Source organism: Aeromonas sp. S8(2024) (assembly GCF_041403085.1).
In the GTDB taxonomy this organism is placed as follows: Bacteria; Pseudomonadota; Gammaproteobacteria; order Enterobacterales; family Aeromonadaceae; genus Aeromonas; species Aeromonas dhakensis.
Window position 1 is genome coordinate 778,779 of sequence record NZ_JBGLRF010000003.1, and the last position, 21,988, is coordinate 800,766.

Sequence of the window (21,988 nt, forward strand, 5' to 3'; positions counted from 1 at the left end):
CCCTCTCATTACGCAAGCAGCCATCGCTTAGACAAATCAGCATGGGTTATTCCACTCCCAGTGCGCGGCGCACCGGTTTGAAACTTTGACGATATTCCGGCAACGGGCCGCGCTCGGCCAGGATGGCGAGGTGCTCCGCGGTCGGATAGCCCTTGTGGCGGGCAAAGCCGTATTCGGGATGGCGGCTGTCCAGCTCGGTCATCTCCGCATCCCGGGTCACCTTGGCGAGGATGGAGGCGGCACTGATGGCGGCCACCAGGCTGTCGCCCTTGACCACGGCGCGGGCTTCCATCGGCAGAGCCGGGCAGCGGTTGCCATCGATGAAGACCAGCTCGGGCGTGACCTTGAGCCCCGCCACGGCGCGCTGCATCGCCAGCATGGTGGCGTGCAGGATGTTGAGCTCGTCGATCTCCGCCGGGCTGGCGCGACCGATGGCGAAGGCCAGCGCCTTCTCTTTGATCTCGTCAAACAGGGCGAGCCGCTTCTTCTCGGAGAGCTTCTTGGAGTCGTTGAGCCCCTCGATCGGGTTGGCCGGGTCGAGGATGACGGCGGCGGTCACCACGTCTCCCACCAGGGGGCCACGCCCCACTTCGTCCACACCGGCAACCAGCTTGTCGTCAGGAATATCGATCATCATCTTGTAGCCTTGAATCAAAACAGGCCCCGCAGGGCCTGGCGTCGCGTTGGCGCAGCCGCGCTGGCCGCCCGCTCTCTACCGGCCCAGCAGCTCGGCCACCGCCTCGGCGGCCTGGTGGTCGGCATTGCAGCGAATGAGCTGATGGAGCTCGGTGAAGGTGTTTACCAGCGCGCTGTTGTCGTGCTCGAAATACTTGCTCACCTCGACCACCAGGTTCTCCGGGGTGCACTCGTGCTGGATGAGTTCGGGCACCAGCATGCGGCCGGCCAACAGGTTGGGCAGGGAGACGAACTCGGTCTTCACCAGCCGCTGGGCCAGCCAGTAGCTGAAGGGCTTGAGCTTGTAGCCCACCACCATGGGTTTTTTCACCAGCATGGCTTCAAGCGCCGCGGTGCCGGAGGCCAGCATCACCACGTCGGCGGCGATCATCGCCTCGCGGCCCTGCCCTTCCAGCAGCACCATGTCGAGATCCGGCGCCACGTCGGCCTTGATGGCCATGAACTGCTCGCGCCGCTTCTGGTTGACCAGCGGCACGATGAAGCCGAGATCCGGGTAGCGCACCGTCAGGTGCTTGCACGCCTCGAGAAACAGGGGGGACATGAAGCCCACTTCCGCCGTGCGACTGCCCGGCAACACCGCCAGCCAGCGGCGATTGGCGTCGATGCCGAGGGTTCTGCGCACCGCGGCCTGATCCGGCACCAGCGGAATGTCGTCCGCCATGGTGTGACCGACGAAGCGGCAAGGGGCATCAAAGCGGTCGTAGAAGGCTTTCTCGAACGGCAGGAAGGCGAGCACCATGTCGGTGGCGGCCTTGATCTTGTGAATGCGGTTCTGGCGCCAGGCCCACACCGAGGGGCTGACGTAGTGAACCGTCTTGATACCGGCGCGGCGCAGTTTCAACTCCACCCCGATATTGAAATCCGGTGCATCCACCCCGATGAAGATATCGGGTGGATTGGCGATGAAGTGGCGCAGCAGTTCGCGGCGGACCTTGAGGATGCGCGGCAGACGGCCCAGCACCTCGGTGATCCCCATGACGGAGAGCTCTTCCATCTCGAACAGGGCCTTCACGCCGAGGGCCTGCATGCGCGGCCCGGCGATCCCTTCGAACTGGGCGTCCGGGTAGCGGGCCTGCAGCTCGCGTACCAGACCGGCTGCCAGAATGTCGCCGGAGACCTCTCCGGCGACGATACCGATGCGAACCGGATCAGGCACGGATGATCCCGCGCTCGTTGTCTTTGAGGAAGTCCACATAGAGCTGGACGGCCGGCTCGGTTTGCGCCATCTCGATCAGCACAGGCAGCACCTCTTCGACGGTCTTGCCGGAGCGGAAGATCTCCTTGTAGGCGCGCTTGACGGCGGAGATGGCCTCAGGCGTGTAACCGCGGCGACGCAGCCCTTCGGAGTTGACCCCGAACGGTTTGGCATAGTTGCCGGCGGCCATCACGTAGGGCGGTACGTCCTTGTTGAGGGCGGCGCAGCCACCGACGAAGGCGTGGGAGCCGACGCGGCCGAACTGGTGGATCGCGGAGAGACCGCCGAAGATCACGAAATCGCCGATCACCACGTGGCCCGCCAGGGTCGCGTTGTTGGCGAAGATGCAGTTGTCACCGATGATGCAGTCGTGGGCAACGTGGACGTTGACCATGAACAGGTTGCCGCTGCCGATCCGGGTCAGGGACTGATCCTGGATGGTGCCGCGGTGCACGGTGCAGTTCTCGCGAAAGACGTTGTTGTCGCCGATCTCGAGGAAGGTGCGCTCGCCGGCGTACTTCTTGTCCTGGCAATCCTCACCGATGGAGGTGTGCTGGAAGATCTTGTTGCCACGACCAATTCTGGTCGGGCCCTTGATCACCACATGGGAGCTGACCCAGGTGTTGTCGCCGATTTCCACCTCGGCACCGATGACAGAAAAGGGGCCGATTTCAACCCCTTTACCGATGACGGCAGACTCATGGACGACGGCAGTATCGTGAATGATGGCAGTCTGGTCGATCACGTGTGTTAAACCTCGCGTTTGGCGCACATCAGCTCGGCGGTACAGACCACTTCACCGTTGACCGTGGCCACACCGGTGAACTTGGCGATACCGCGACGCTCTTTCAGGAACTCCACGTCGAGCACCAGCTGATCGCCGGGGCCAACCGGACGCTTGAAACGAGCGTTGTCGATTGAGGCAAAGTAATAGAGTTCGTTGGGGGACGGCTTGCCCACCATGGTAAACGCCAGGATACCGGTGGCCTGTGCCATGGCTTCCAGGATCAGCACACCGGGGAACACCGGCTTGGCCGGGAAGTGCCCCTGGAAGATCGGCTCGTTGAAGGAGACGTTCTTGATGGCGCGCAGGGTCTTGCGCTCATCGCTGATCTCGTAGTTTTCCACCTTGTCCACCATCAGAAACGGATAACGGTGGGGCAGCAGATCCATTATTTCCTGGATACCCAGGCTCTTCTTTTCAGTAGTCAAAACAGTACCCTATACCAATCGTGATTATTCTTGGTCCAGCTTCTTCTCAAGCTTGCTCAACCGCTTGTGCATCTCTTCGATACGCATCACCCGGGCGGCGGTCTTGCGCCACTCTTTATTGGTTTGCAGGGGGATGCCGGAAGAGTAGACACCGGGCTCGGTAATGGGTCGCATCACCATGGCCATGCCGGTAACGGTGGCCTGGTCGCAGATCTCCATATGCCCGTTAAAGACGGAGGCGCCGCCAATGATACAGTATTTGCCGACCTTGAGACTACCTGCCATCACGGTGGAGCCCGCCACGGCGGTGCCGTAGCCGATCTCGACGTTGTGGGCGATCTGGCACTGGTTGTCGATGATGACGTTGTCAGCGATGCGGGTATCTTCCAGCGCGCCGCGGTCGATGGTGGTGCAGGCACCGATCTCGACCCGGTTGCCGATGGTCACGCCGCCGAGCTGGGGGATCTTGATCCACTCGCCGCGCTCGTTGGCATAACCGAAACCATCGGCGCCGATCACTGTGCCGGATTGAACCAGACAGTCGGTGCCCATGGTGACGTCGTGATAGAGGGTGACGTTGGCCCACAACCGGGAGCGGGCTCCCAGTCGGGTATTCTTGCCAACGAAACAGCCCGGACCGATGCGCACATCATCCCCCAGCACGACGCCGGATTCGATCACCGCATTGGCCCCGATGGCCACTCTCTCGCCCAGTTGCACGTCCGCCGCGATCACCGCGCTCGGATGGATATCCGTGGCCGGTTGCGGCGTGGTGTCCAGCAGTTGGGCAACCCTTGCAAAGCCCACGTAGGGGTCTTTGAGCACTAGGGCATTGGTGGGACAAAATGGCAGATCCGCTTCTGTGATGAGCACGGCGGTCGCCTTGCTCTGCTCCAGATAATGCCGGTACTTTTTATTGGACAGGAAGGTGATGTCCCCCTCCCCGGCCTTTTCCAGTGTCGCTACCTTGCGGATTTCCAGGGTTCCGTCGCCATGGACCTGGGCCCCCAGTTGCTGGGCCAGCTGTGCGAGAGTGAATGCCATCAATTAGTTGCTCTTGCTTACCTGAGAAATAACCTGGGCAGAGATGTCCAGCTTGCTGGCGGCGTACGGGGCGGCATTGCGCTCCAGCACCAGATCGTAACCATTGCTCTTGGCGATGGAGTCGATGGCAGCCTGCACCTTGGTCAGGATCTTGTTGCGCTCTTCGGACTGACGGCGACCGTTGTCTTGTTCAAACGCCTGACGCTTCTGGTTGAACTCCATCTGCAGCTTGGCCAGCTTCTCCTGGCTTTGCTTTTTCTGGTCGGCGCTCATGAAGGCTTCGTCCTTCTTGAACTTCTCGACCAGTTTCTGACCATCGGCTTCCAGCTTCTGCAGCTCGCGCATGCGCGGCTCGAATTCGCCTTTCAGCTTCTTGGAAACGGCTTCACGCTGGGGCAGCTTCTGGAAGACTTCGCCCATGTCGACCACGGCGATCTTGGTCTCGGCCAAGGCGGAGCCCATGCCGGCAGCCATCAGTGCAAAACTCAAACCAGCTACTTTCAACGCTTTATTCACACTTACTCCTTGTTCCCTCATGTGAGGGCTACCTGATTTACCTGATTATGCAAGTGGTACCCGGACCGACTTGTTACCTGGTGAGGCACGCAGGCTGCGCGTCCCATCATTGAATACCCCCACCATTGGGTGGGGGCAAGGTCCGTCCTTAGAAGGTACGGCCGATGTTGAATGAGAAGAACTCGGTCCGGTCGCCCTCGTACTGCTTGAGCGGACGGGCAATCGCGAACACCAGCGGGCCCATCGGGGAGAGCCACTGCAGCGACAGACCGGCCGAGGCGCGGTAGTTGGTCGGATCCGAATAGTCGGCCAGATAGTTGCAGCCGCTGAAGCAACGGTTGCGATACTGGTCATAGTCGAAGGTGGTATCCCACACCGAGCCGGCATCGATGAAGAAGCTGGTCCGCAGTTGCGGCTGATAGGTCTCGGACGCAAACGGCGTCGGCACTATCATCTCGAGGGAGGCGACCGCCAGGGCGTTGCCGCCCACCGAGCTGTCGGTGCCCTGGATGACGTCGTTGCCGCTCAGGTTGTAGTAGTAGAGCGCCTTCGGACCGACCGTGTTGCTCTTGAAGCCGCGCAGGGTGTCGAAACCGCCGGCGAAGTAGTTCTCGAAGAACGGCAGTACGTGATCATAGTTGCCGTTGCTGCCGTAGCCGTTGCCGTAGGAGGCACGCGCCTTGGCCATCAGCACCCACTTGTGATCCGCATCGAACGGGAAGTAGTGCGCGTCTTCCGCGTTGAGCTTGAAGTACTGCAGATCCATGCCCGGCACTGTGACCTTGGCGTTGACCCGCTGACGATCGCCGGCGGTCGGGAACTGGCCCTTGTTGAGGGTGGAACGGGTCCAGCCGGCGGTGACGTCGACGGTGTTGAACACCATGCGGTTGTCGCCATCCTTGTTCTTGCTGTACACCTTCCAGAACTCATCCACCTGCAGATAGGGGTTGGGCTGGGACAGTTTGTTGTTTTCGACCCCGAGGCTGAAGTCGAGACGGTTGTTCTCGTTGACCGGGAAACCACTGGAGAGGCGGAAGCCAATGGTGGTGTTCTCGTAGTCCACGATGTTGGCGTCGGCCGCACTGAACTGGTTGTAGTAGAGACGACCGCCCAGGCTGACCCCGTCCACAGTGAAGTAGGGATCGTTGTAGCTGAGGTCGACGCTCTTGGAGTACTTGTTGGTACTGGCGGAGATGCCGATCTTCTTGCCGGTCCCCATGAAGTTGTCCTGCTGCAGGCCCGCCTGCAGGCTCAGGCCCGACTCGGTACCGTAGCCGACACCGGCGTTGATGGAGCCGGCAGGCTGCTCCTTGACCTTGAAGTCCAGATCGACCTGGTCATCGCTGCCCGGCACCCGCTTGGTGTCCACTTCGGCGCTCTCGAAGAAGCCGAGGCGGTTGAGACGGGTCTTGGACTGCTCGACGCTGTCGGAGGAGAGCCAGGTGCCCTCCATCTGACGCATCTCGCGGCGCAGCACTTCGTCCTTGGTGGTGACGTTGCCGCTGAAGTTGATGTTGCGCACGTAGACGCGCGGGCCCGGCTCGATGTTGACGATGAGCTCCACTTCCTTGGTCTGGTCGTTGACCTGCGGGAAGGTGACCACTTTCGGGTAGGCGTAGCCGTAGCGACCGAGGAACTTGGAGAGCACCTCTTCGGTGTGGGTCACCTGGCTGGCGGAGTAGATGCTGCCGGTCTCGATGGGGATGAGCCCCTTCATCTCGCCGCCGCGGTCGATCAGATCGCCCTTGAGCTGGATGCCGGAAACCTTGTACTGATCCCCTTCCTTGACGTTGAGGGTGACGTAAACCCCCTTCTTGTCCGGGGTCATGGAGACCTGGGTGGACTCCTGCTGGAAGCGGATGTAGCCGCGGTCCATGTAGTAGGAGCGCAGGGTTTCGATGTCGCCGGCCAGTTTCTGCTTCTGGTAGCGCTGGTCGCCGGTGAAGTTCCACCAGGGCACGTCATCCTTGAGGGAGAGCTGGGCCAGCAGCTTCTCTTCCGGGAAGACGTTGTTGCCGACGATGTTGATCTGCTGGATCTTGGCCGCTTCCCCTTCCACGAAGGTGAACTTGAGGTCGACCCGGTTGCGCGGCAGCGGGGTGACGATGGCCTTGACCTTGGCGGAGTACTTGCCCACGCCGTAGTAGAAATCTTCCAGCCCCTTCTCGAGGGAGCTCAGCACGGTGCGATCGAGGGGATCACCCACCCGGATGCCGGAGGACTCCAAGCTCTGGGTCAGTTGCTCCTCCTTGATGTCCTTGTTGCCGGAGAATTCGATGCTGGAGATGGTCGGCCGCTCCTTGACCATCACCTGCAGTACCTGGCCGTCGCGGTAGACCTTGACGTCCTCGAAGTTGCCGGAGGCATAGAGCTTCTTGATGGCGTTGGCCAGCGCGACGGAGTCGACGGAATCGCCAACCCGGATCGGCAGGTTCAACAGGGCGGCACCCAGGGTCACCCGCTGCAGACCTTCAACCTGAATATCTTGCACCACAAAAGAGGCAGGGGCCGCCTGGGCCAGGAAACTGGCACCCAGCAGGCAACTCAACACCAATGCTTTTTTAACAGCCATTTTGTTCTTATGTGTCCTTGTTGATGCTCTGGCCTCAGAGGCGAGCGAAATCATTAAACAGCGCAATACCCATCAGTAACATCAGAATGGCGGCGCCAATCCGGAAACCCACTTCCTGAATTTTTTCCGATACCGGCTTGCCGGTGACCGCCTCGATGAGGAAGTAGACCAGATGGCCACCGTCCAGCACCGGCAGGGGGAACAGGTTGATGATCCCCAGGTTGACGCTGATGAGCGCCAGGAAGCCGAGGAAATAGACCAGTCCATAGTCGGCACTGCTGCCCGCCCCCTTGGCAATGGAGATGGGGCCGCTCAGGTTGTCCAGCGAGACGATGCCACCGATCAGCTTGCCGATCATGTCGAAGGTCAGGGTGGTCAGGCTCCAGGTCTTCTGGGCGCCCTGCCACAGGGCTTGCAAAGGCCCATACTGTAACAGAATCCGATACTCATCCGGTAATGGAACCAGTTGCGGCGACAGGCCGACGAAACCGACCAGCTGACCCCGCACCTTCTTGGCATCCGGGGTCAGGGTCAGGGTCAGCTCGCTGCCCGCCCGCTCGACGGTCACCTCAAGCGGCTGCCCGGGCGACTGCTGCACCTGGTGGACAAACTGGGCCCACTCGGTGATCGCCTCATCCCCTACCCGCTTGATGCGATCACCAGCCTGGAGGCCGGCCTTCTCGCTGGCGCTCGCGGCCACCACCGCATCGACCACCGGCAGCACCTTGCCGCCGAGGGGCACTATCCCGAGGCTCCCGATGGGGGACTCCTTGTCGGGATCAAACTTCCAGCCGGCCAGCTGCAGGGTCTTGTCCACTGCATAGCTGGTGTTGGCCGCCTTGAGCTTGAGCTGGACCGAGTCATCGCCAAGGTGGCTGATGAGGGCATAGGTCACGCTCTCCCAGTCACCTGTCTCCTCGCCGCCGACGCCGACGATCTCCATGCCGGGCTCCACCCCGGCCGCCGCCACGATGGAGGCGGGACGCACCTCGCCCACCACGGGTTTGACGGCGGGGACGCCGATCATGAACATCAGCCAGAGGGCGAACAGGGCAAACACGAAGTTGGCCATGGGGCCGGCTGCGACGATGGCCATCCGCGCCCAGACGCTCTTGTGGTTGAAAGCGTATTGCTCGTCACCGGGCTTGAGCTCGTCGACCCGGCCGTCCAGCATCTTGACGTAACCGCCAAGGGGGATCAGGGCCAGCACGTACTCGGTGCCATCCTTGCCAAGCCGGCGCCAGATGGCCTTGCCAAAGCCTATGGAGAAGCGCTCGACCTTGACGCCGCAGCGGCGGGCCACCCAGAAGTGGCCGAATTCATGTACCGCAACCAGCAGCCCGAGGGCGACGATAAAGGCACCAATGTTCCACAACACACCACCCATCAGCCCATCACCTCGCATTCATGCATGGTCCTGTCTCCGACATTCAGGGTGAAGGCAGCACAATGCCACGAAATACTTCTCATCAGCTAAGCTCCTCAATCAAATTGTGAGCACGGGCACGGGCCGCCCCATCCAGCGCAATCAAATCGTCCAGCGAGCCGACATCCGTGCCGCCCAGGGCGAGCATGGTGGCCTCATTGACTCTGGCAATATCCATAAAACCGATCCGCTCTGCAAGGAAAGCCGCTACAGCCTCCTCGTTGGCGGCATTGAGGGCCGTGGTCGCGGCCTGACCCTGCTGACAGGCATGCATGGCAAGCTGCAGACAGGGATAGCGCTCATAGTCGGGACGGATAAAGCTGAACTCTCCGACACTGAAGAAGTCCAAAGGTTCCACGCCGGACTCAACCCGAGCCGGATAGGCCAGGGCGTGGGCGATGGGGGTACACATGTCCGGGTTGCCGAGCTGGGCCAGCACGGAGCCGTCCTTGTACTGCACCATGGAGTGGATGACCGACTGGGGATGGATCACCACCTGGATCTGCTCGGGCGCCGCGTTGAACAGCCAGCGCGCCTCGATATACTCCAGCCCCTTGTTGATCATGGTGGCGGAGTCGACCGAGATCTTGGCCCCCATGGACCAGTTGGGATGGGCAATGGCCTGGGCCGGGGTGACATGGGCCAGCTCGCCGATGTCGGTGTAGCGGAACGGGCCGCCGGAGCCGGTCAGCAGGATCTTGCTGATCCCCGCCCCCGCCAGGTCGCAAAAGCCCGGCTGGTGCTGGATGGCCTCGGGCAGGCACTGGAAAATGGCGTTGTGTTCGCTGTCGATGGGCAGCAGCTCGGCGCCGTGCTCGCGTACCGCCTCCATGAAGAAGGCTCCGGACATCACCAGCGCCTCCTTGTTGGCCAGCAGGATGCGCTTGCCGGCCCGCACGGCGGCCATGGTGGGCGCGAGGCCGGCGGCACCGACGATGGCCGCCATCACACTGTGGGCATCGGGGTGAGCGGCCACGTCACACAGGGCGGCCGGACCGGACAGCACCCGGGTGGCGCTGCCGTGGGTCTTGAGTTGACCGGCCAGCTCGGCGGCAGCCGCCTCATCCACCATGACGGCGAAACGGGGGGAAAACTCGAGGCAGTCGCGCAGCATGGCATCCACGCTGCGGGCCGCCGTCAGCGCCAGCACCTGCCAGCGCCCAGGATTGTGCCGCAGTACCTTGAGCGTACTCTGACCAATGGAGCCGGAAGCTCCCAGAATCACCAGGTTATGCATCAAAACTCCCGCTGTATGACGAATGGATGGCACCTGCGGCCTGCCGGATCATCGGGCAGTCCATCAGAACTCCTGGCTGAGCAACAGGTAGCTGAGCAGGAATACCGGCAGGGCGGCGGTCAGGCTGTCGATACGGTCGAGAATGCCGCCGTGACCGGGCAGCAGGGTCCCTGAATCCTTGATGCCGGCCTCGCGCTTGAACATGCTCTCGGTCAGGTCACCGAGCACAGAGGCGAGCACCGCCAGCAGGGAGCAGAACAGCACTATGGCCATCTTGGCGGGCACGAAGCCCATGAACCAGGTCACCCCCACCGCCAGCAGGCTGGCGGTAAACAGGCCGCCACACATGCCTTCGATGGTTTTACCGGGGCTCACGGCCGGCGCCAGCTTGTGTTTGCCGAACGCCTTGCCGAAAAAATACGCGCCAGAATCTGCCGCCCAGACCAGTCCCATCACGAACAGCAGGATCCAGGCTCCCATCATGGGGTCGTGATAGAAGTTGTAACCACGGATGGCCACCAGGGACCAGAAGAAGGGCACCAGGGTCACCAGACCGAACAGGGACTTGAGCCAGATGGACTCCTTCCACAGCTTGGCGCTCTGGGGGTAGCGCAGCACCAGCAGCAGCCCCAGCAGCCACCAGCTGACGGCGGTCCAGAGCACGCCCATCACCAGCGGATGCAGGTGGGGAGTCCACAACTGCTCCACCGGCAGCCAGAACAGGCTGGCACCGAGCAGCAGGCAATAGACCAGCGGCAGCCACTGTTGCGGTTTGGCGGAGACAAAGCCGCTCCACTCGCGGCTGGCCAACAGAAATACCAGGGATGCCAACAGGGCAAAGAATTTCAACGGCAGAAAAAAGAGGGCTCCCAACACCAGGGGAACCAGTAGCAATGCGGTAATAATTCGTTGTTTTAGCAAAAGAAGCCTCTCTCTTGGGAGGGGGGTTAGCCGGTCTGTTGCTCGGCGATCAATTCCCGGATCTGTTCACCGGTGCAGCCAAAACGGCGCTCACGGGAGACGAAGGAGGCCACGGCCTCGCTGAACTCGGCTTCGCCGAAGTCGGGCCACAGCACCGGGGTAAAATAGAGCTCGGCATAGGCGAGCTGCCACAGCACGAAGTTGCTGATGCGATGATCGCCACCGGTACGGATCAGCAGATCCACCGGCGGCAGGTCGGCCATGCACATCTCGCGACCAAGCAGGGTTTCATCAATCTGGTCGGCCGACAATTCACCTGCCGCCACAGCCGTGGCCAGCTTGCGGGCCGCCTGGGTGATGTCCCACTGGCCACCGTAATTGGCGGCGATGTTGAGGGTCAGCCCCCTGTTGTTGGCGGTCAGCGCCTCCGCCTTGGCGATTTTGGCCTGCAGCCGTTCGCTGAAGCGGGCGGTATCGCCGATCACCTTGAGCCGAATGCCGTTGCTGTGCAGCTTCTGCACCTCGCGGCCCAGCACCGTCATGAACAGCTCCATCAGGGCACTGACCTCCCCTTCCGGACGGCGCCAGTTCTCGCTGGAAAACGCAAACAGGGTGAGCGCATCCAGCTTGGCACGCGCGGCAAAGGTTACCGCCTCGCGAACGGACTTCACGCCGGCCTTGTGGCCATAGACCCGCATCTTGCCACGGTTCTGGGCCCAGCGTCCGTTGCCATCCATGATGATGGCCACGTGACGAGGCAAGGACGAATTGGCACAATCACCTACGGCTGCCAAAAGCGACATTCATTTCTCCCACAAAGACAAAAGCGCCGTGCAGGGGCACTACACGGCGCTCGTAATATACCTGTCAGAGGCTTAGATTTCCATTAGCTCCTTTTCCTTCACGGCCAGCGCATCGTCTACCAGCTTGATGAAGGAATCGGTCAACTTCTGGATCTCTTCCTGGGCACGACGGTCGTCGTCTTCGGAGATCTCTTTGTCTTTGAGCAGGGCCTTCAGATCGGCGTTGGCATCGCGACGAATGTTGCGAATGGCAACCCGGGCACCTTCCGCTTCGGCACGCACGATCTTGGTCAGATCACGACGGCGCTCTTCGGTCAGCGGCGGCAGCGGCACGCGCAGGGTCTGGCCGTTGCTGGACGGATTCAGGCCCAGATCGGAGGTCAGGATGGCCTTTTCCACCGCCTGGATCATGGAGCGATCGAAGATGGAGATGGAGAGGGTGCGGGCATCTTCTGCCACCACGTTGGCCAACTGTTTCAGAGGAGTGGCGGCACCGTAATACTCCACCTGGATGCCGTCGAGCAGGCTCGGGTGAGCGCGGCCGGTGCGGATCTTGGACATCTGGGTCTTGAGCGACTCGACACTCTTGCCCATGCGGTCCTTGGCGTCGTTTTTAATCTCGTTGATCACAGTGGTTTTCCTTTTGGCGAACGAGCCGTCTACCGGCCCGTATCTATCTTATTTGCTGGCGTCATGGACAAACGAGCCGGAGCTCACGCTTGTCTCACTTGCTGACATGGTGGATCAGGGTACCTTCCGGCTCACCCATGATCACCCGACGCAGCGCACCCGGCTTGTTCATGTTGAACACGCGGATCGGCAGATCGTGGTCGCGGGCCAGAGTAAAAGCAGCAAGATCCATCACTTTGAGTTCTTTTTCAAGAACTTCATCATAACTCAGTTCATGGTACAGCACGGCATCCGGATTCTTAACCGGATCATCCGTGAACACGCCATCCACCTTGGTGGCCTTGAGCACGACGTCAGCTTCGATCTCGATCCCGCGCAGACAGGCCGCAGAATCGGTAGTAAAGAAGGGGTTGCCGGTACCGGCGGAGAAGATCACCACCTTGCCGGCGCGCAGTTGGCTGATGGCTTCAGCCCAGACATAGGAGTCACAGATGCCTTGCAGGGAGATGGCAGACATCAGACGGGCATTCACATAAGCACGATGCAGGGCATCACGCATGGCCAGACCGTTCATCACGGTAGCCAGCATACCCATGTGGTCGCCCACCACGCGGTTCATGCCCGCCTTGGCAAGACCGGCACCACGGAACAGGTTGCCGCCACCGATGACCAGACCGACCTGAACACCCAGCTCAACCAGTTCTTTGATCTCTTGGGCCATCCGATCCAGCACCGCCGGATCAATGCCAAAACCCTCGGATCCTTGCAGGGCTTCACCACTCAACTTCAGAAGAACACGTCTGTATGCAGGCTTGGGATTGGTACTCATGTCACTGATTCCTGGTCATATAAAGACCGCGACATAAGTCGCGGTCTGGGGAAACGGAAAAACCGGTTCGATTAGGCCTTTTGAGCGGCCGCGATTTGAGCTGCTACTTCTGCAGCGAAATCGGTCTCTTGCTTCTCGATGCCTTCGCCCACTTCGAAACGGGTGAAGGAAACAACGTCAGCGCCTTCTTTCTTCAGCAGCTCGGCAACGGTCATGGAAGGATCCTTCACGAACGGCTGACCAGTCAGGGAAACCTCACCGGTGAACTTCTTCATGCGGCCTTCAACCATCTTCTCGGCGATCTCTTTCGGCTTGCCGGAGTTGATGGCGATGTCGATCTGGATTTCGCGCTCTTTGGCAACGACGTCGGCAGACACATCTTCCGGCTTGACGAATTGCGGGCTGTTGGCAGCAACGTGCATGGCCAGATCTTTGGCCAGCTCGTCGGTACCGCCGACCAGCTTGGTGATAACACCGATGCGGGAACCGTGAACGTAGGTGCCCAGGTTGTCACCTTCAACCAGCATCACGCGACGCAGGTTCATGTTCTCACCGATCTTGGCGATCAGGTTGGTGATGGTCAGCTCGACGGACTCGCCGTTGCCGAAGTCGGCGGCTTTCAGCGCGTCAACGTCAGCAATCTTCTGGGTAGCGGCGATCTCAACGATTTTCTGACCCATGGCCAGGAAGCCGGCATCCTTGGAAACGAAGTCAGTCTCGCAGTTCAGCTCGATCATGACGGCAACGTTGCCTTCGGTACGGGCGAAGATCACACCTTCAGCGGCGATACGGCCAGCTTTCTTGGCGGCTTTGGCCTGACCGGATTTGCGCATGTTTTCGATAGCCAGTTCGATATCACCGTTGGCTTCTTCCAGTGCTTTTTTGCAATCCATCATGCCAGCGGCGGTGCGCTCGCGCAGTTCTTTTACCAGGGCGGCAGAAATGTTTGCCATGTCCAGTATCCTCGGTCTTGAATTGACAAGAAACAGGGGCCACAAGGGCCCCTGCTAACCAATTACATCAGCTTGGTTAATAAGGGCTTTGCAGTCCTTATCAATTACTCAGCTTCAACGAAGCCATCTTGTTCGGCTTGAACAACGATGTCCTGAGCGCGAGCTTCCAGTACGGTGTCAGCAGCAGCATTCAGGTACAGCTGAACGGCACGGATAGCGTCGTCGTTACCCGGGATGACATAGTCAACGCCGTCCGGGTTGGAGTTGGTATCAACGATGGAAACTACCGGGATACCCAGGTTGTTGGCTTCTTTGATAGCGATGTGCTCGTGGTCGGCATCGACAACGAACAGAACGTCAGGCAGGCCGCCCATGTTCTTGATACCACCCAGGCTCTTCTCCAGCTTTTCCATTTCGCGAGTACGCATCAGCGCCTCTTTCTTGGTCAGCTTGTCGAAGGTACCGTCTTGGCTCTGGGTTTCCAGATCTTTCAGGCGCTTGATGGACTGACGAACGGTTTTCCAGTTGGTCAGCATGCCGCCCAGCCAGCGGTGGTTAACATAGAACTGGTCGCAACGCTCAGCGGCTTCTTTTACGGCTTCAGACGCGGCACGCTTGGTACCTACGAACAGTACCTTGCCCTTCTTGGCAGCTACGGAGCTGATGAAGTTCATGGCATCGTCAAACATCGGAACGGTTTTTTCCAGGTTGATGATGTGAACCTTGCTGCGGGCACCGAAGATGTAGGATTTCATTTTCGGGTTCCAGTAACGAGTCTGGTGACCGAAGTGAACGCCGGCTTGCAGCATGTCGCGCATAGAAACTTTAGCCATTTTATACCTCTGTATTGGGGTTAGGCCTCCACACATCCCATATAACCGACCCGTTAAGGCACCCCGGCATATGTGTCGATGTGTGTGTGTTGTTTAAGTAAGGGTGATGGTACGGGGAGACAAGTTCCCCATTCCGGCGCGCTTTATACCATAACTTTGGTCAGGACACCACCAGCCGTACCGCTAAAAATGGATCCCTGCCGAGCAGGTTGCGGCACCGATTTGACGCTGTGATGACAATCACACTGGAAGTAAACGGGGGTTGGGGATAAAATTTTGGCCTGATTGCAAACGCATCTATTTTTCATTACCTGATTGCCGGACATCACAGGGTGCGCGGTCAGGTCCCAAGAGAGATCCCATGTCCATTAAAATCAAGACACCGGAAGAGATTGAAAAGATGCGCGTTGCCGGCCAGCTGGCCGCCGATGTGCTGGTCATGATCGCCCCCCACGTCAAGGCGGGCGTCACCACCGACGAACTGAACACCATCTGCCACAACTACATGGTCGACGTGCAGCAGGCCATCCCTGCCCCGCTCAACTATCACGGCTTCCCCAAGTCCATCTGCACCTCGGTGAACGATGTGATCTGCCACGGCATTCCGAACCACAAGAAGCTGCGCGAGGGTGACATCATCAACCTCGACATCACCGTCATCAAGGATGGCTACCACGGTGATACCTCCGCCATGTTCATCGTGGGCGAGACCACCCCGCTGCGCCGCCAGCTCTGCAAGGTGGCTCAGGAGAGCCTCTACGCCGCCATCAAGCAGGTGCGCCCCGGCATGTGCATCACCGAGATCGGCGCCGTGATCCAGCCCATCGTCGAGAAGGCCGGTTTCTCCGTGGTACGTGACTACTGTGGTCACGGCATCGGGGCCGAGTTCCACGAAGAGCCGCAGATCCTGCACTACCGCAACGGCGGCAAGCTGGAGCTCAAACCTGGCATGTGCTTCACCATCGAGCCCATGGTCAACAGCAAGAAGTACCACTGCAAGGTCAACCCGAAGGATGGCTGGACCGTGACCACCAAGGATGGCGGCGACTCCGCCCAGTGGGAGCACACCCTGCTGGTGACCGAGGATGGCTGCGAGGTGCTGACCCTGCGCCCGGACGACACTATCGACCGTCTCATCAAACACGGTTAACATCAAACCCCGGCCCCTCGCCGGGGTTTTGTTTTTATCAGCCGCAGGCCCCGCACTTCGGCCTGCGACAAGAGTGTGAGACGCCATGGACGCCAGCCTGCTTTCCCCCCATCTGCTGCCCGACGATCAGCTCACCCGCGAGAACTGCAAGGAGTACCTGAGCCGTTTTCTCGGCTGGCTGCACGCCCGCTTCGACGCCGGTGACAACATCATCGAACTGGTGGCCACCCGCTCCGAATACATGGACCAGCTGCTGACCCGGCTGTGGCAGAAATTCGGCTTCGACAAGACGGAGCTCACCCTGATCGCGGTAGGAGGCTATGGCCGCGGCGAGCTGCACCCCCACTCCGACATCGACCTGCTGATCCTCTACGAAGGGGACGAGCTGGACGAGGTGCTGGGGCTGCGCATCGGCGAGTTCATCACCCTGTTGTGGGATCTCAAGCTGGAGGTGGGCCAGGCGGTGCGCAACGTGCGCGAGTGCATCGAGCAGGGGCGCGGCGACATCACGGTCGCCACCAACCTCATCGAGGCGCGCTACATCACCGGCCGCGAGGCGGGCTTCCAGCAGCTCAAGGAGGCCACCGGCCCCCAGCACTTCTGGCCGAGCGAGCAGTTCTTCAAGGCCAAGCGCGAAGAGCAGGCCCAGCGCCACCAGCAGTTTCTCGGTACCGCCTACAAGCTCGAACCGGATCTCAAGTGCAATCCGGGGGGACTGCGCGACATCCAGACCCTGGCCTGGGTGGCTCGCCGCCACTTCGGCGCCACCACCCTGTTCGAGATGACCAGCCACGGCTTTCTCAACCGGGCCGAGTATCGCGAGCTGCTCGACTGCCAGAATTTCCTCTGGAAGGTGCGCTTCGCCCTGCACATGGCCATCAACAAGGGCGACAACCGGCTGCTGTTTGACCGCCAGCGCACCGTGGCCCAGATGCTGGGTTTCGAGGGGGAAGGCAACGCCCCAGTCGAGCAGATGATGAAGCGCTTCTATCAGACGGTGCGACGGGTCTCCGAGCTCAACGAGATGCTGCTGCAGCTGTTTGACGAGGCGATCCTCGGCAACACCGCCATGGACGTACGCCGCCTCTCCGACGAGTTCCAGCTGCGCGGGCGCCTCATCGATGCGGTGGATAGCGAGCTGTTCGGCCGCGATCCCGCCGCCATCCTGCGCCTCTTCTACCAGATTGCCCAGCACCCGGAGATTGCCGGCATCCACTCCGCCACCCTGCGCCAGCTGCGCGAGGCGCGCCGCAAGCTCAACTGCTGGCTGCAGGACCTGCCGGAGTGCCGCCGCCTGTTCATGGCGCTGCTGCGCCACCCCAACGGCATCGGCCAACCCCTCAGCCTGATGCACAAATACGGCATCCTGGCCGCCTACCTGCCGCAGTGGAACCTTATCGTCGGCCAGATGCAGTTCGACATGTTCCACGCCTACACGGTGGACGAACACACCCACCGGCTGCTCAAGAACATCCACCAATTTCCCAACCCGGCCAGCCGCCAGACTCACCCGCTCTGCCACGAGGTCTTCACCCGGCTGCGCAAGCCCGAGCTGCTCAGCATCGCCGCCCTCTTTCACGACATCGCCAAGGGGCGGCGCGGCGATCACTCAGAGCTCGGCGCCGTCGATGCGCTGGAGTTCTGCCAGCTGCACGGCCTGGATCGCTACGAAAGCCGGCTGGTCGCCTGGCTGGTGCGCCACCACCTGCTGATGTCGGTCACCGCCCAGCGCCGCGACATCTACGACCCGGACGTGGTCACCGATTTTGCCCAGAAAGTGCGCGACGAGCAGCACCTCGACCTGCTCTACTGCCTGACAGTGGCCGATATCTGCGCTACCAACGACACCCTCTGGAACGACTGGAAGGGCACCCTGCTGCGCGAGCTCTACTTCGCCACCCAGAAGGCGCTGCGCCAGGGGCTGGAGAACCCGCCTGACATGCGGCTGCGGATCCGTGAAAACCAGCGCCAGGCCAAGCAGTTCCTGGCCCAGCGCGACGTGCCGGAGGAGGCCATCAACCAGCTCTGGAGCGATTTCAAGGCCGATTATTTCCTGCGCCACACCCCGGAACAGATCGCCTGGCACTGCCGCAAGATCATCGAGCACGGCGACAACCCGGCGCCGCTGGTGATCATCGGCAAGCACCCGACCCGCGGCGGCAGCGAGGTGTTCATCTACTGTCGCGACACCCCGAATCTGTTCGCCACCGTGGCCTCTGCGCTGGATCAGAAGAACCTCAACATCCACGACGCCCAGATCATGAATTCGCGCAGCGACTACGTGCTCGATACCTTCGTGGTGCTCGAACCCAACGGCGAGCCCATCAGCCCCAACCGCACCGCCACCATCAAGAAGGCGCTGGAGAAGGCGCTGCAGGAGCCGGGCAAGCTGGTGCTGCGCAGCAAGCCCCTGTCGCGCCGCCACCGCCAGTTCAGCGTACCGACCCGGGTGGTGTTTCTGCCCCACAAGGGGGAAAACCGCCACACCCTGCTGGAGCTGACCGCGCTCGACACCCCGGGCCTGCTGGCCCGCATCGGTGCCGTGTTCCAGCAGTGCGGCCTGTCGCTGCACGCCGCCAAGATCACCACCATCGGCGAGCGGGTGGAGGACTTCTTCAGCCTCACCACCCTGGCTGGCGAACCCCTGACCCAGACCGAACAGCAGGCGCTGGAGGAGCGGCTGGTCAATCAGCTCAACCCTGTGGAGAGCGCTGAACGTTAGGCCTATGGCACCCCGGATCGGCCTCACAAGACCCCGTTTATCAGCCTGATTTTTCAGTCAGAACAAGTGGTTGGGCCACTGGAGTACAGTAAATCGCCGTTCTTGTGAAGAAATCGGCCCGGGCCCTTAAAAACAGTTGGAAAAGTGTGATACAACAAACGGAATTTTTTAAAGGAAACCTGTCATGACCGAGTTGCAACAGATCATTGAAGCGGCCTTCGAGCGCCGTGATTCCATCACTCCCGGCTCCGTCGATGCCGCCACCAAGGCCGCCATTCTGCAAGCCATCGACCTGCTGGATTCCGGCAAGGCCCGCGTCGCCGAGAAGATTGCCGGCGAGTGGGTGGTGCACCAGTGGTTGAAGAAGGCGGTGCTGCTCTACTTCCGCATCAATGACAACGGCATCATCAAGGGCGACGATGCCCAATACTACGACAAGGTTCCCCTCAAGTTCTCCGACTACAGCGCCGAGCAGTTCAAGGCCGCCGGTGTGCGTGTCGTACCGCCAGCTACCGCCCGCAAAGGCTCCTTCATCGCGCCCAATACCGTGCTGATGCCCTCCTACGTCAACATCGGCGCCTTCGTCGATGAAGGCACCATGGTCGACACCTGGGCCACCGTGGGCTCCTGCGCCCAGATCGGCAAGAACGTGCACCTCTCCGGCGGCGTCGGCATCGGCGGCGTGCTGGAGCCGCTGCAGGCCAACCCGACCATCATCGAGGACAACTGCTTCATCGGTGCCCGCTCCGAAGTGGTGGAAGGGGTGATCGTGGAGGAAGGCTCCGTCATCTCCATGGGCGTCTTCATCGGCCAGTCCACTCGCATCTATGACCGTGAAACCGGCGAGATCCACTACGGCCGCGTGCCGGCTGGCTCGGTGGTCGTCTCCGGCTCCCTGCCCTCCAAGTGCGGCAAGTACAGCCTCTACGCCGCCGTCATCGTCAAGAAGGTGGATGCCAAGACCCGCGCCAAGGTCGGCATCAACGCCCTGCTGCGTTCCATCGACGAGTAAGCGGTTTTGCTGTGATTTAAAAGGGCGCCTGATGGCGCCCTTTTGATTTTGGCGCCCCTGTCACAGGCAAGCCACACCGGCTCGGTTAAGATAGACGTGACAGGATCGTTTCAAACCGAGGAAGCCTGATGTACGAGAATCTGAAGAGCCTGGGGATCCAGGATCCCGCCTCCGTCGACAGCTATACCCTGCGCCAGGAGGCCAACCACGACATCCTCAAGATCTACTTCAAGAAGCAGAAGGGCGAGTTTTTCGCCAAGAGCGTCAAGTTCAAATACCCGCGCCAGCGCAAGACCATGCTGGTCGATTCGGGCACCCATGAGTACAAGGATGTCACCGAGATCAACGCCAATCTGAAATACGTGGTGGACGAGCTCGACAACCTGACCCAGGGCGTGCACGTGCAGGCCGACCCGGACATCAAGCAGAAGATCTTGCGCGACCTGCGTCACCTGGAAAAAGTGGTGCAGAACAAGATCAGCGAAATCGAGCGGGATCTGGAAAAGCTCTAAACCGGTCTGATGCAGCAAAGGCGCCCACGGGCGCCTTTTTCATTGGGTCACATCAGGCAGGCGTCATCAGGCCAGCCCCGCACATGCCCCGCCGCCCAAACGCGGCCCAGCAAAAAGGGAGGCTTGCGCCTCCCTTTTCGGAACTCGGAATGAAAGCAGGGATTAGTTGCTCTTCATCCAGATGTCCATGTCGGTTTTCAGGTTGTCGGACTTGGTACCGAAGATGGCTTGTACGCCAGAACCTGCAACCACCACACCGGCGGCGCCCAGTTTCTTCAGACCAGCCTGGTCAACCTTGGCCACATCCTTCACGCCGACACGCAGACGGGTGATGCAAGCGTCCAGAGAAGCGATGTTCTCCTTGCCACCGAAGGCAGTGACCAGTGCGGCAGACATCTCGTCCTTGCTCTGACCAACGCTCTCTTCAGCAGTTTCGTCTTCACGACCCGGGGTCTTCAGGTTCATGGCACGGATGACCACGGTGAAGACCACGTAGTAGATGACGGCATAAACCAGACCCAGACCCACCAGCAGCAGCATGTGATCGGCACGCGGGGATTGCACCACGAAGTCGATGAAGCCGTTGGAGAAGGTGTGGCCGTGTACCACGCCCAGAGAGTTGGTCAGTACGTAGGCCAGACCGGCCAGCACGGCGTGGATGGCGTACAGTACCGGGGCGATGAACAGGAAGGAGAACTCGATAGGCTCAGTGATACCGGTCAGGAAAGAGGTCAGGGCGGCAGAGGCCATGATACCTACGATCTTGGCGCGGTTTTCCGGCTTGGCGGAGTGCGCGATGGCAAACGCGGCAGCAGGCAGACCGAACATCTTGAACAGGTAGCCACCGGCCAGCTGACCGAAGCCGTTGCCGGCAGCGCGGGAGGCGTCGTCAGCAGTCAGGAAGCAGGTCATGATGCCGTGTACGGTTTCGCCAGCGGCGTTGACACAGGTACCAGCCTGATAGAAGAACGGCACGTTCCAGATGTGGTGCAGACCGAACGGGATCAGGGAGCGTTCAACCACGCCGTAGATACCGAAGGCCAGTACCGGGTTCTGGTTGGCAGCCCAGTCGGAGAAGGCACCGATGGCGGCACCTACCGGCGGCCAAATCACGGACAGGATCACGCCCAGACCGATGGAGACGAAACCGGTGATGATCGGCACGGCGCGCTTGCCGGCGAAGAAGCCCAGGTACTCTGGCAGCTGGATCTTGTAGAAGCGGTTGAACGCCCAGGCGGCCACGCCACCGGCGAGGATACCGCCCAGTACGCCGGTCTCGATGGTCTCGACGCCCATCACGGGGGCCATCACCTTCAGGGTGGCAACCATGATGCCGTAGCCAACGATGGCAGACAGGCCGGATACGCCGTCGTTATTGGTAAAGCCGAGTGCCACGCCCACGGCGAACAGCAGGGCCATCTGACCGAATACGGAACCACCGGCCTGCTCCATCAGCTGGGAGACAATTTCCGGCAACCAGCTGAAGTGGGCAGCACCCACCCCCAGCAGAATACCTGCAACGGGCAAGACCGATACTGGCAGCATCAGCGCCTTACCGACCTTTTGCAGATTAGAGAAAGCATTTTTTAACATGTGTGCGCTCCTGAATGGAATGTCTTACCGTAGACGCTTCAGTCCAATTTATAGACGACCAAGAACATCATCTCTCATCGGCATGAATTCGACGCGGGTTTGTTTATTTTGACCAGCTGAATATAACCCAGC

20 protein-coding genes are annotated in these 21,988 nt (G+C 60.7%); 4 read left to right on the forward strand and 16 right to left on the reverse strand.

What is annotated here, in order from left to right:
• Positions 1-46 precede the first annotated feature (46 nt).
• The 15 genes from rnhB to rpsB form a co-directional block, all read right to left on the reverse strand.
• Positions 47-637 (reverse strand): ribonuclease HII, encoded by a 591-nt coding sequence (gene rnhB / locus ACB031_RS12375; RefSeq protein ID WP_019839053.1) that lies wholly within the window; start codon positions 635-637, stop codon positions 47-49.
• Between the two features lie 75 nt (positions 638-712).
• Entirely contained in the window at positions 713-1,852 is a 1,140-nt protein-coding gene (lpxB, locus tag ACB031_RS12380; protein ID WP_005303436.1) for a lipid-A-disaccharide synthase, read from the reverse strand.
• The gene (gene lpxA, locus ACB031_RS12385; RefSeq protein WP_371139655.1) at positions 1,845-2,636 is read right to left on the reverse strand and encodes an acyl-ACP--UDP-N-acetylglucosamine O-acyltransferase; all 792 of its coding nucleotides are present in this window, start codon (positions 2,634-2,636) and stop codon (positions 1,845-1,847) included. Before lpxA ends, lpxB begins: the two co-directional genes overlap by 8 nt.
• Before the next feature lie 5 nt (positions 2,637-2,641).
• Positions 2,642-3,103 (reverse strand): 3-hydroxyacyl-ACP dehydratase FabZ, encoded by a 462-nt coding sequence (gene fabZ / locus ACB031_RS12390; RefSeq protein WP_010634777.1) that lies wholly within the window; start codon positions 3,101-3,103, stop codon positions 2,642-2,644.
• Between the two features lie 24 nt (positions 3,104-3,127).
• Positions 3,128-4,147 (reverse strand): UDP-3-O-(3-hydroxymyristoyl)glucosamine N-acyltransferase, encoded by a 1,020-nt coding sequence (lpxD, locus tag ACB031_RS12395; protein ID WP_005303442.1) that lies wholly within the window; start codon positions 4,145-4,147, stop codon positions 3,128-3,130.
• A 3-nt stretch (positions 4,148-4,150) separates the two neighbouring features.
• On the reverse strand, positions 4,151-4,663 hold the full coding sequence (locus tag ACB031_RS12400; protein WP_017764121.1) for an OmpH family outer membrane protein: 513 nt from the start codon (positions 4,661-4,663) through the stop codon (positions 4,151-4,153).
• Between the two features lie 148 nt (positions 4,664-4,811).
• On the reverse strand, positions 4,812-7,235 hold the full coding sequence (bamA, locus tag ACB031_RS12405) for an outer membrane protein assembly factor BamA (protein ID WP_005303446.1): 2,424 nt from the start codon (positions 7,233-7,235) through the stop codon (positions 4,812-4,814).
• 34 nt (positions 7,236-7,269) lie between these two features.
• Entirely contained in the window at positions 7,270-8,622 is a 1,353-nt protein-coding gene (rseP, locus tag ACB031_RS12410; protein ID WP_017779851.1) for a sigma E protease regulator RseP, read from the reverse strand.
• A gap of 82 nt (positions 8,623-8,704) precedes the next feature.
• Positions 8,705-9,898 carry a 1-deoxy-D-xylulose-5-phosphate reductoisomerase gene (ispC, locus tag ACB031_RS12415; RefSeq protein ID WP_371139656.1) on the reverse strand — a complete coding sequence of 398 codons (1,194 nt, stop codon included), beginning with the start codon at positions 9,896-9,898 and terminating at the stop codon, positions 8,705-8,707.
• A gap of 63 nt (positions 9,899-9,961) precedes the next feature.
• Entirely contained in the window at positions 9,962-10,819 is an 858-nt protein-coding gene (locus tag ACB031_RS12420) for a phosphatidate cytidylyltransferase (protein WP_005303453.1), read from the reverse strand.
• Between the two features lie 26 nt (positions 10,820-10,845).
• Positions 10,846-11,622: a polyprenyl diphosphate synthase gene (gene uppS, locus ACB031_RS12425; RefSeq protein ID WP_017779849.1), complete on the reverse strand. Its 777-nt coding sequence runs from the start codon at positions 11,620-11,622 to the stop codon at positions 10,846-10,848.
• Positions 11,623-11,694: 72 nt separating this feature from the next.
• Positions 11,695-12,252 (reverse strand): ribosome recycling factor, encoded by a 558-nt coding sequence (gene frr, locus ACB031_RS12430; RefSeq protein WP_010634784.1) that lies wholly within the window; start codon positions 12,250-12,252, stop codon positions 11,695-11,697.
• A gap of 94 nt (positions 12,253-12,346) precedes the next feature.
• Positions 12,347-13,081, reverse strand: coding sequence for a UMP kinase (pyrH, locus tag ACB031_RS12435; RefSeq protein WP_005303458.1), 735 nt, complete (start codon positions 13,079-13,081; stop codon positions 12,347-12,349).
• Positions 13,082-13,152: 71 nt separating this feature from the next.
• A complete protein-coding gene (gene tsf / locus ACB031_RS12440; RefSeq protein ID WP_005303460.1) occupies positions 13,153-14,034 on the reverse strand; it encodes a translation elongation factor Ts in 882 nt (293 codons plus the stop codon).
• 104 nt (positions 14,035-14,138) lie between these two features.
• Entirely contained in the window at positions 14,139-14,867 is a 729-nt protein-coding gene (gene rpsB, locus ACB031_RS12445) for a 30S ribosomal protein S2 (protein ID WP_005303470.1), read from the reverse strand.
• Positions 14,868-15,228: 361 nt separating this feature from the next.
• Here rpsB and map point away from each other — a divergent pair, with 361 nt between their 5' ends.
• From map to ACB031_RS12465, 4 genes are all read left to right on the forward strand, one after another.
• Positions 15,229-16,017, forward strand: a complete 789-nt coding sequence (map, locus tag ACB031_RS12450) for a type I methionyl aminopeptidase (protein WP_005303471.1) — start codon at positions 15,229-15,231, stop codon at positions 16,015-16,017.
• An 85-nt stretch (positions 16,018-16,102) separates the two neighbouring features.
• A complete protein-coding gene (glnD, locus tag ACB031_RS12455; protein ID WP_054544298.1) occupies positions 16,103-18,739 on the forward strand; it encodes a bifunctional uridylyltransferase/uridylyl-removing protein GlnD in 2,637 nt (878 codons plus the stop codon).
• 184 nt (positions 18,740-18,923) lie between these two features.
• Positions 18,924-19,751 carry a 2,3,4,5-tetrahydropyridine-2,6-dicarboxylate N-succinyltransferase gene (dapD, locus tag ACB031_RS12460; RefSeq protein ID WP_005303473.1) on the forward strand — a complete coding sequence of 276 codons (828 nt, stop codon included), beginning with the start codon at positions 18,924-18,926 and terminating at the stop codon, positions 19,749-19,751.
• Between the two features lie 128 nt (positions 19,752-19,879).
• A complete protein-coding gene (locus ACB031_RS12465; RefSeq protein ID WP_005303475.1) occupies positions 19,880-20,263 on the forward strand; it encodes a DUF3461 family protein in 384 nt (127 codons plus the stop codon).
• A gap of 162 nt (positions 20,264-20,425) precedes the next feature.
• Here the strand turns inward: ACB031_RS12465 and ptsG are convergent, their stop codons facing one another.
• A complete protein-coding gene (gene ptsG / locus ACB031_RS12470) occupies positions 20,426-21,856 on the reverse strand; it encodes a PTS glucose transporter subunit IIBC (protein WP_017779847.1) in 1,431 nt (476 codons plus the stop codon).
• Positions 21,857-21,988 lie beyond the last annotated feature (132 nt).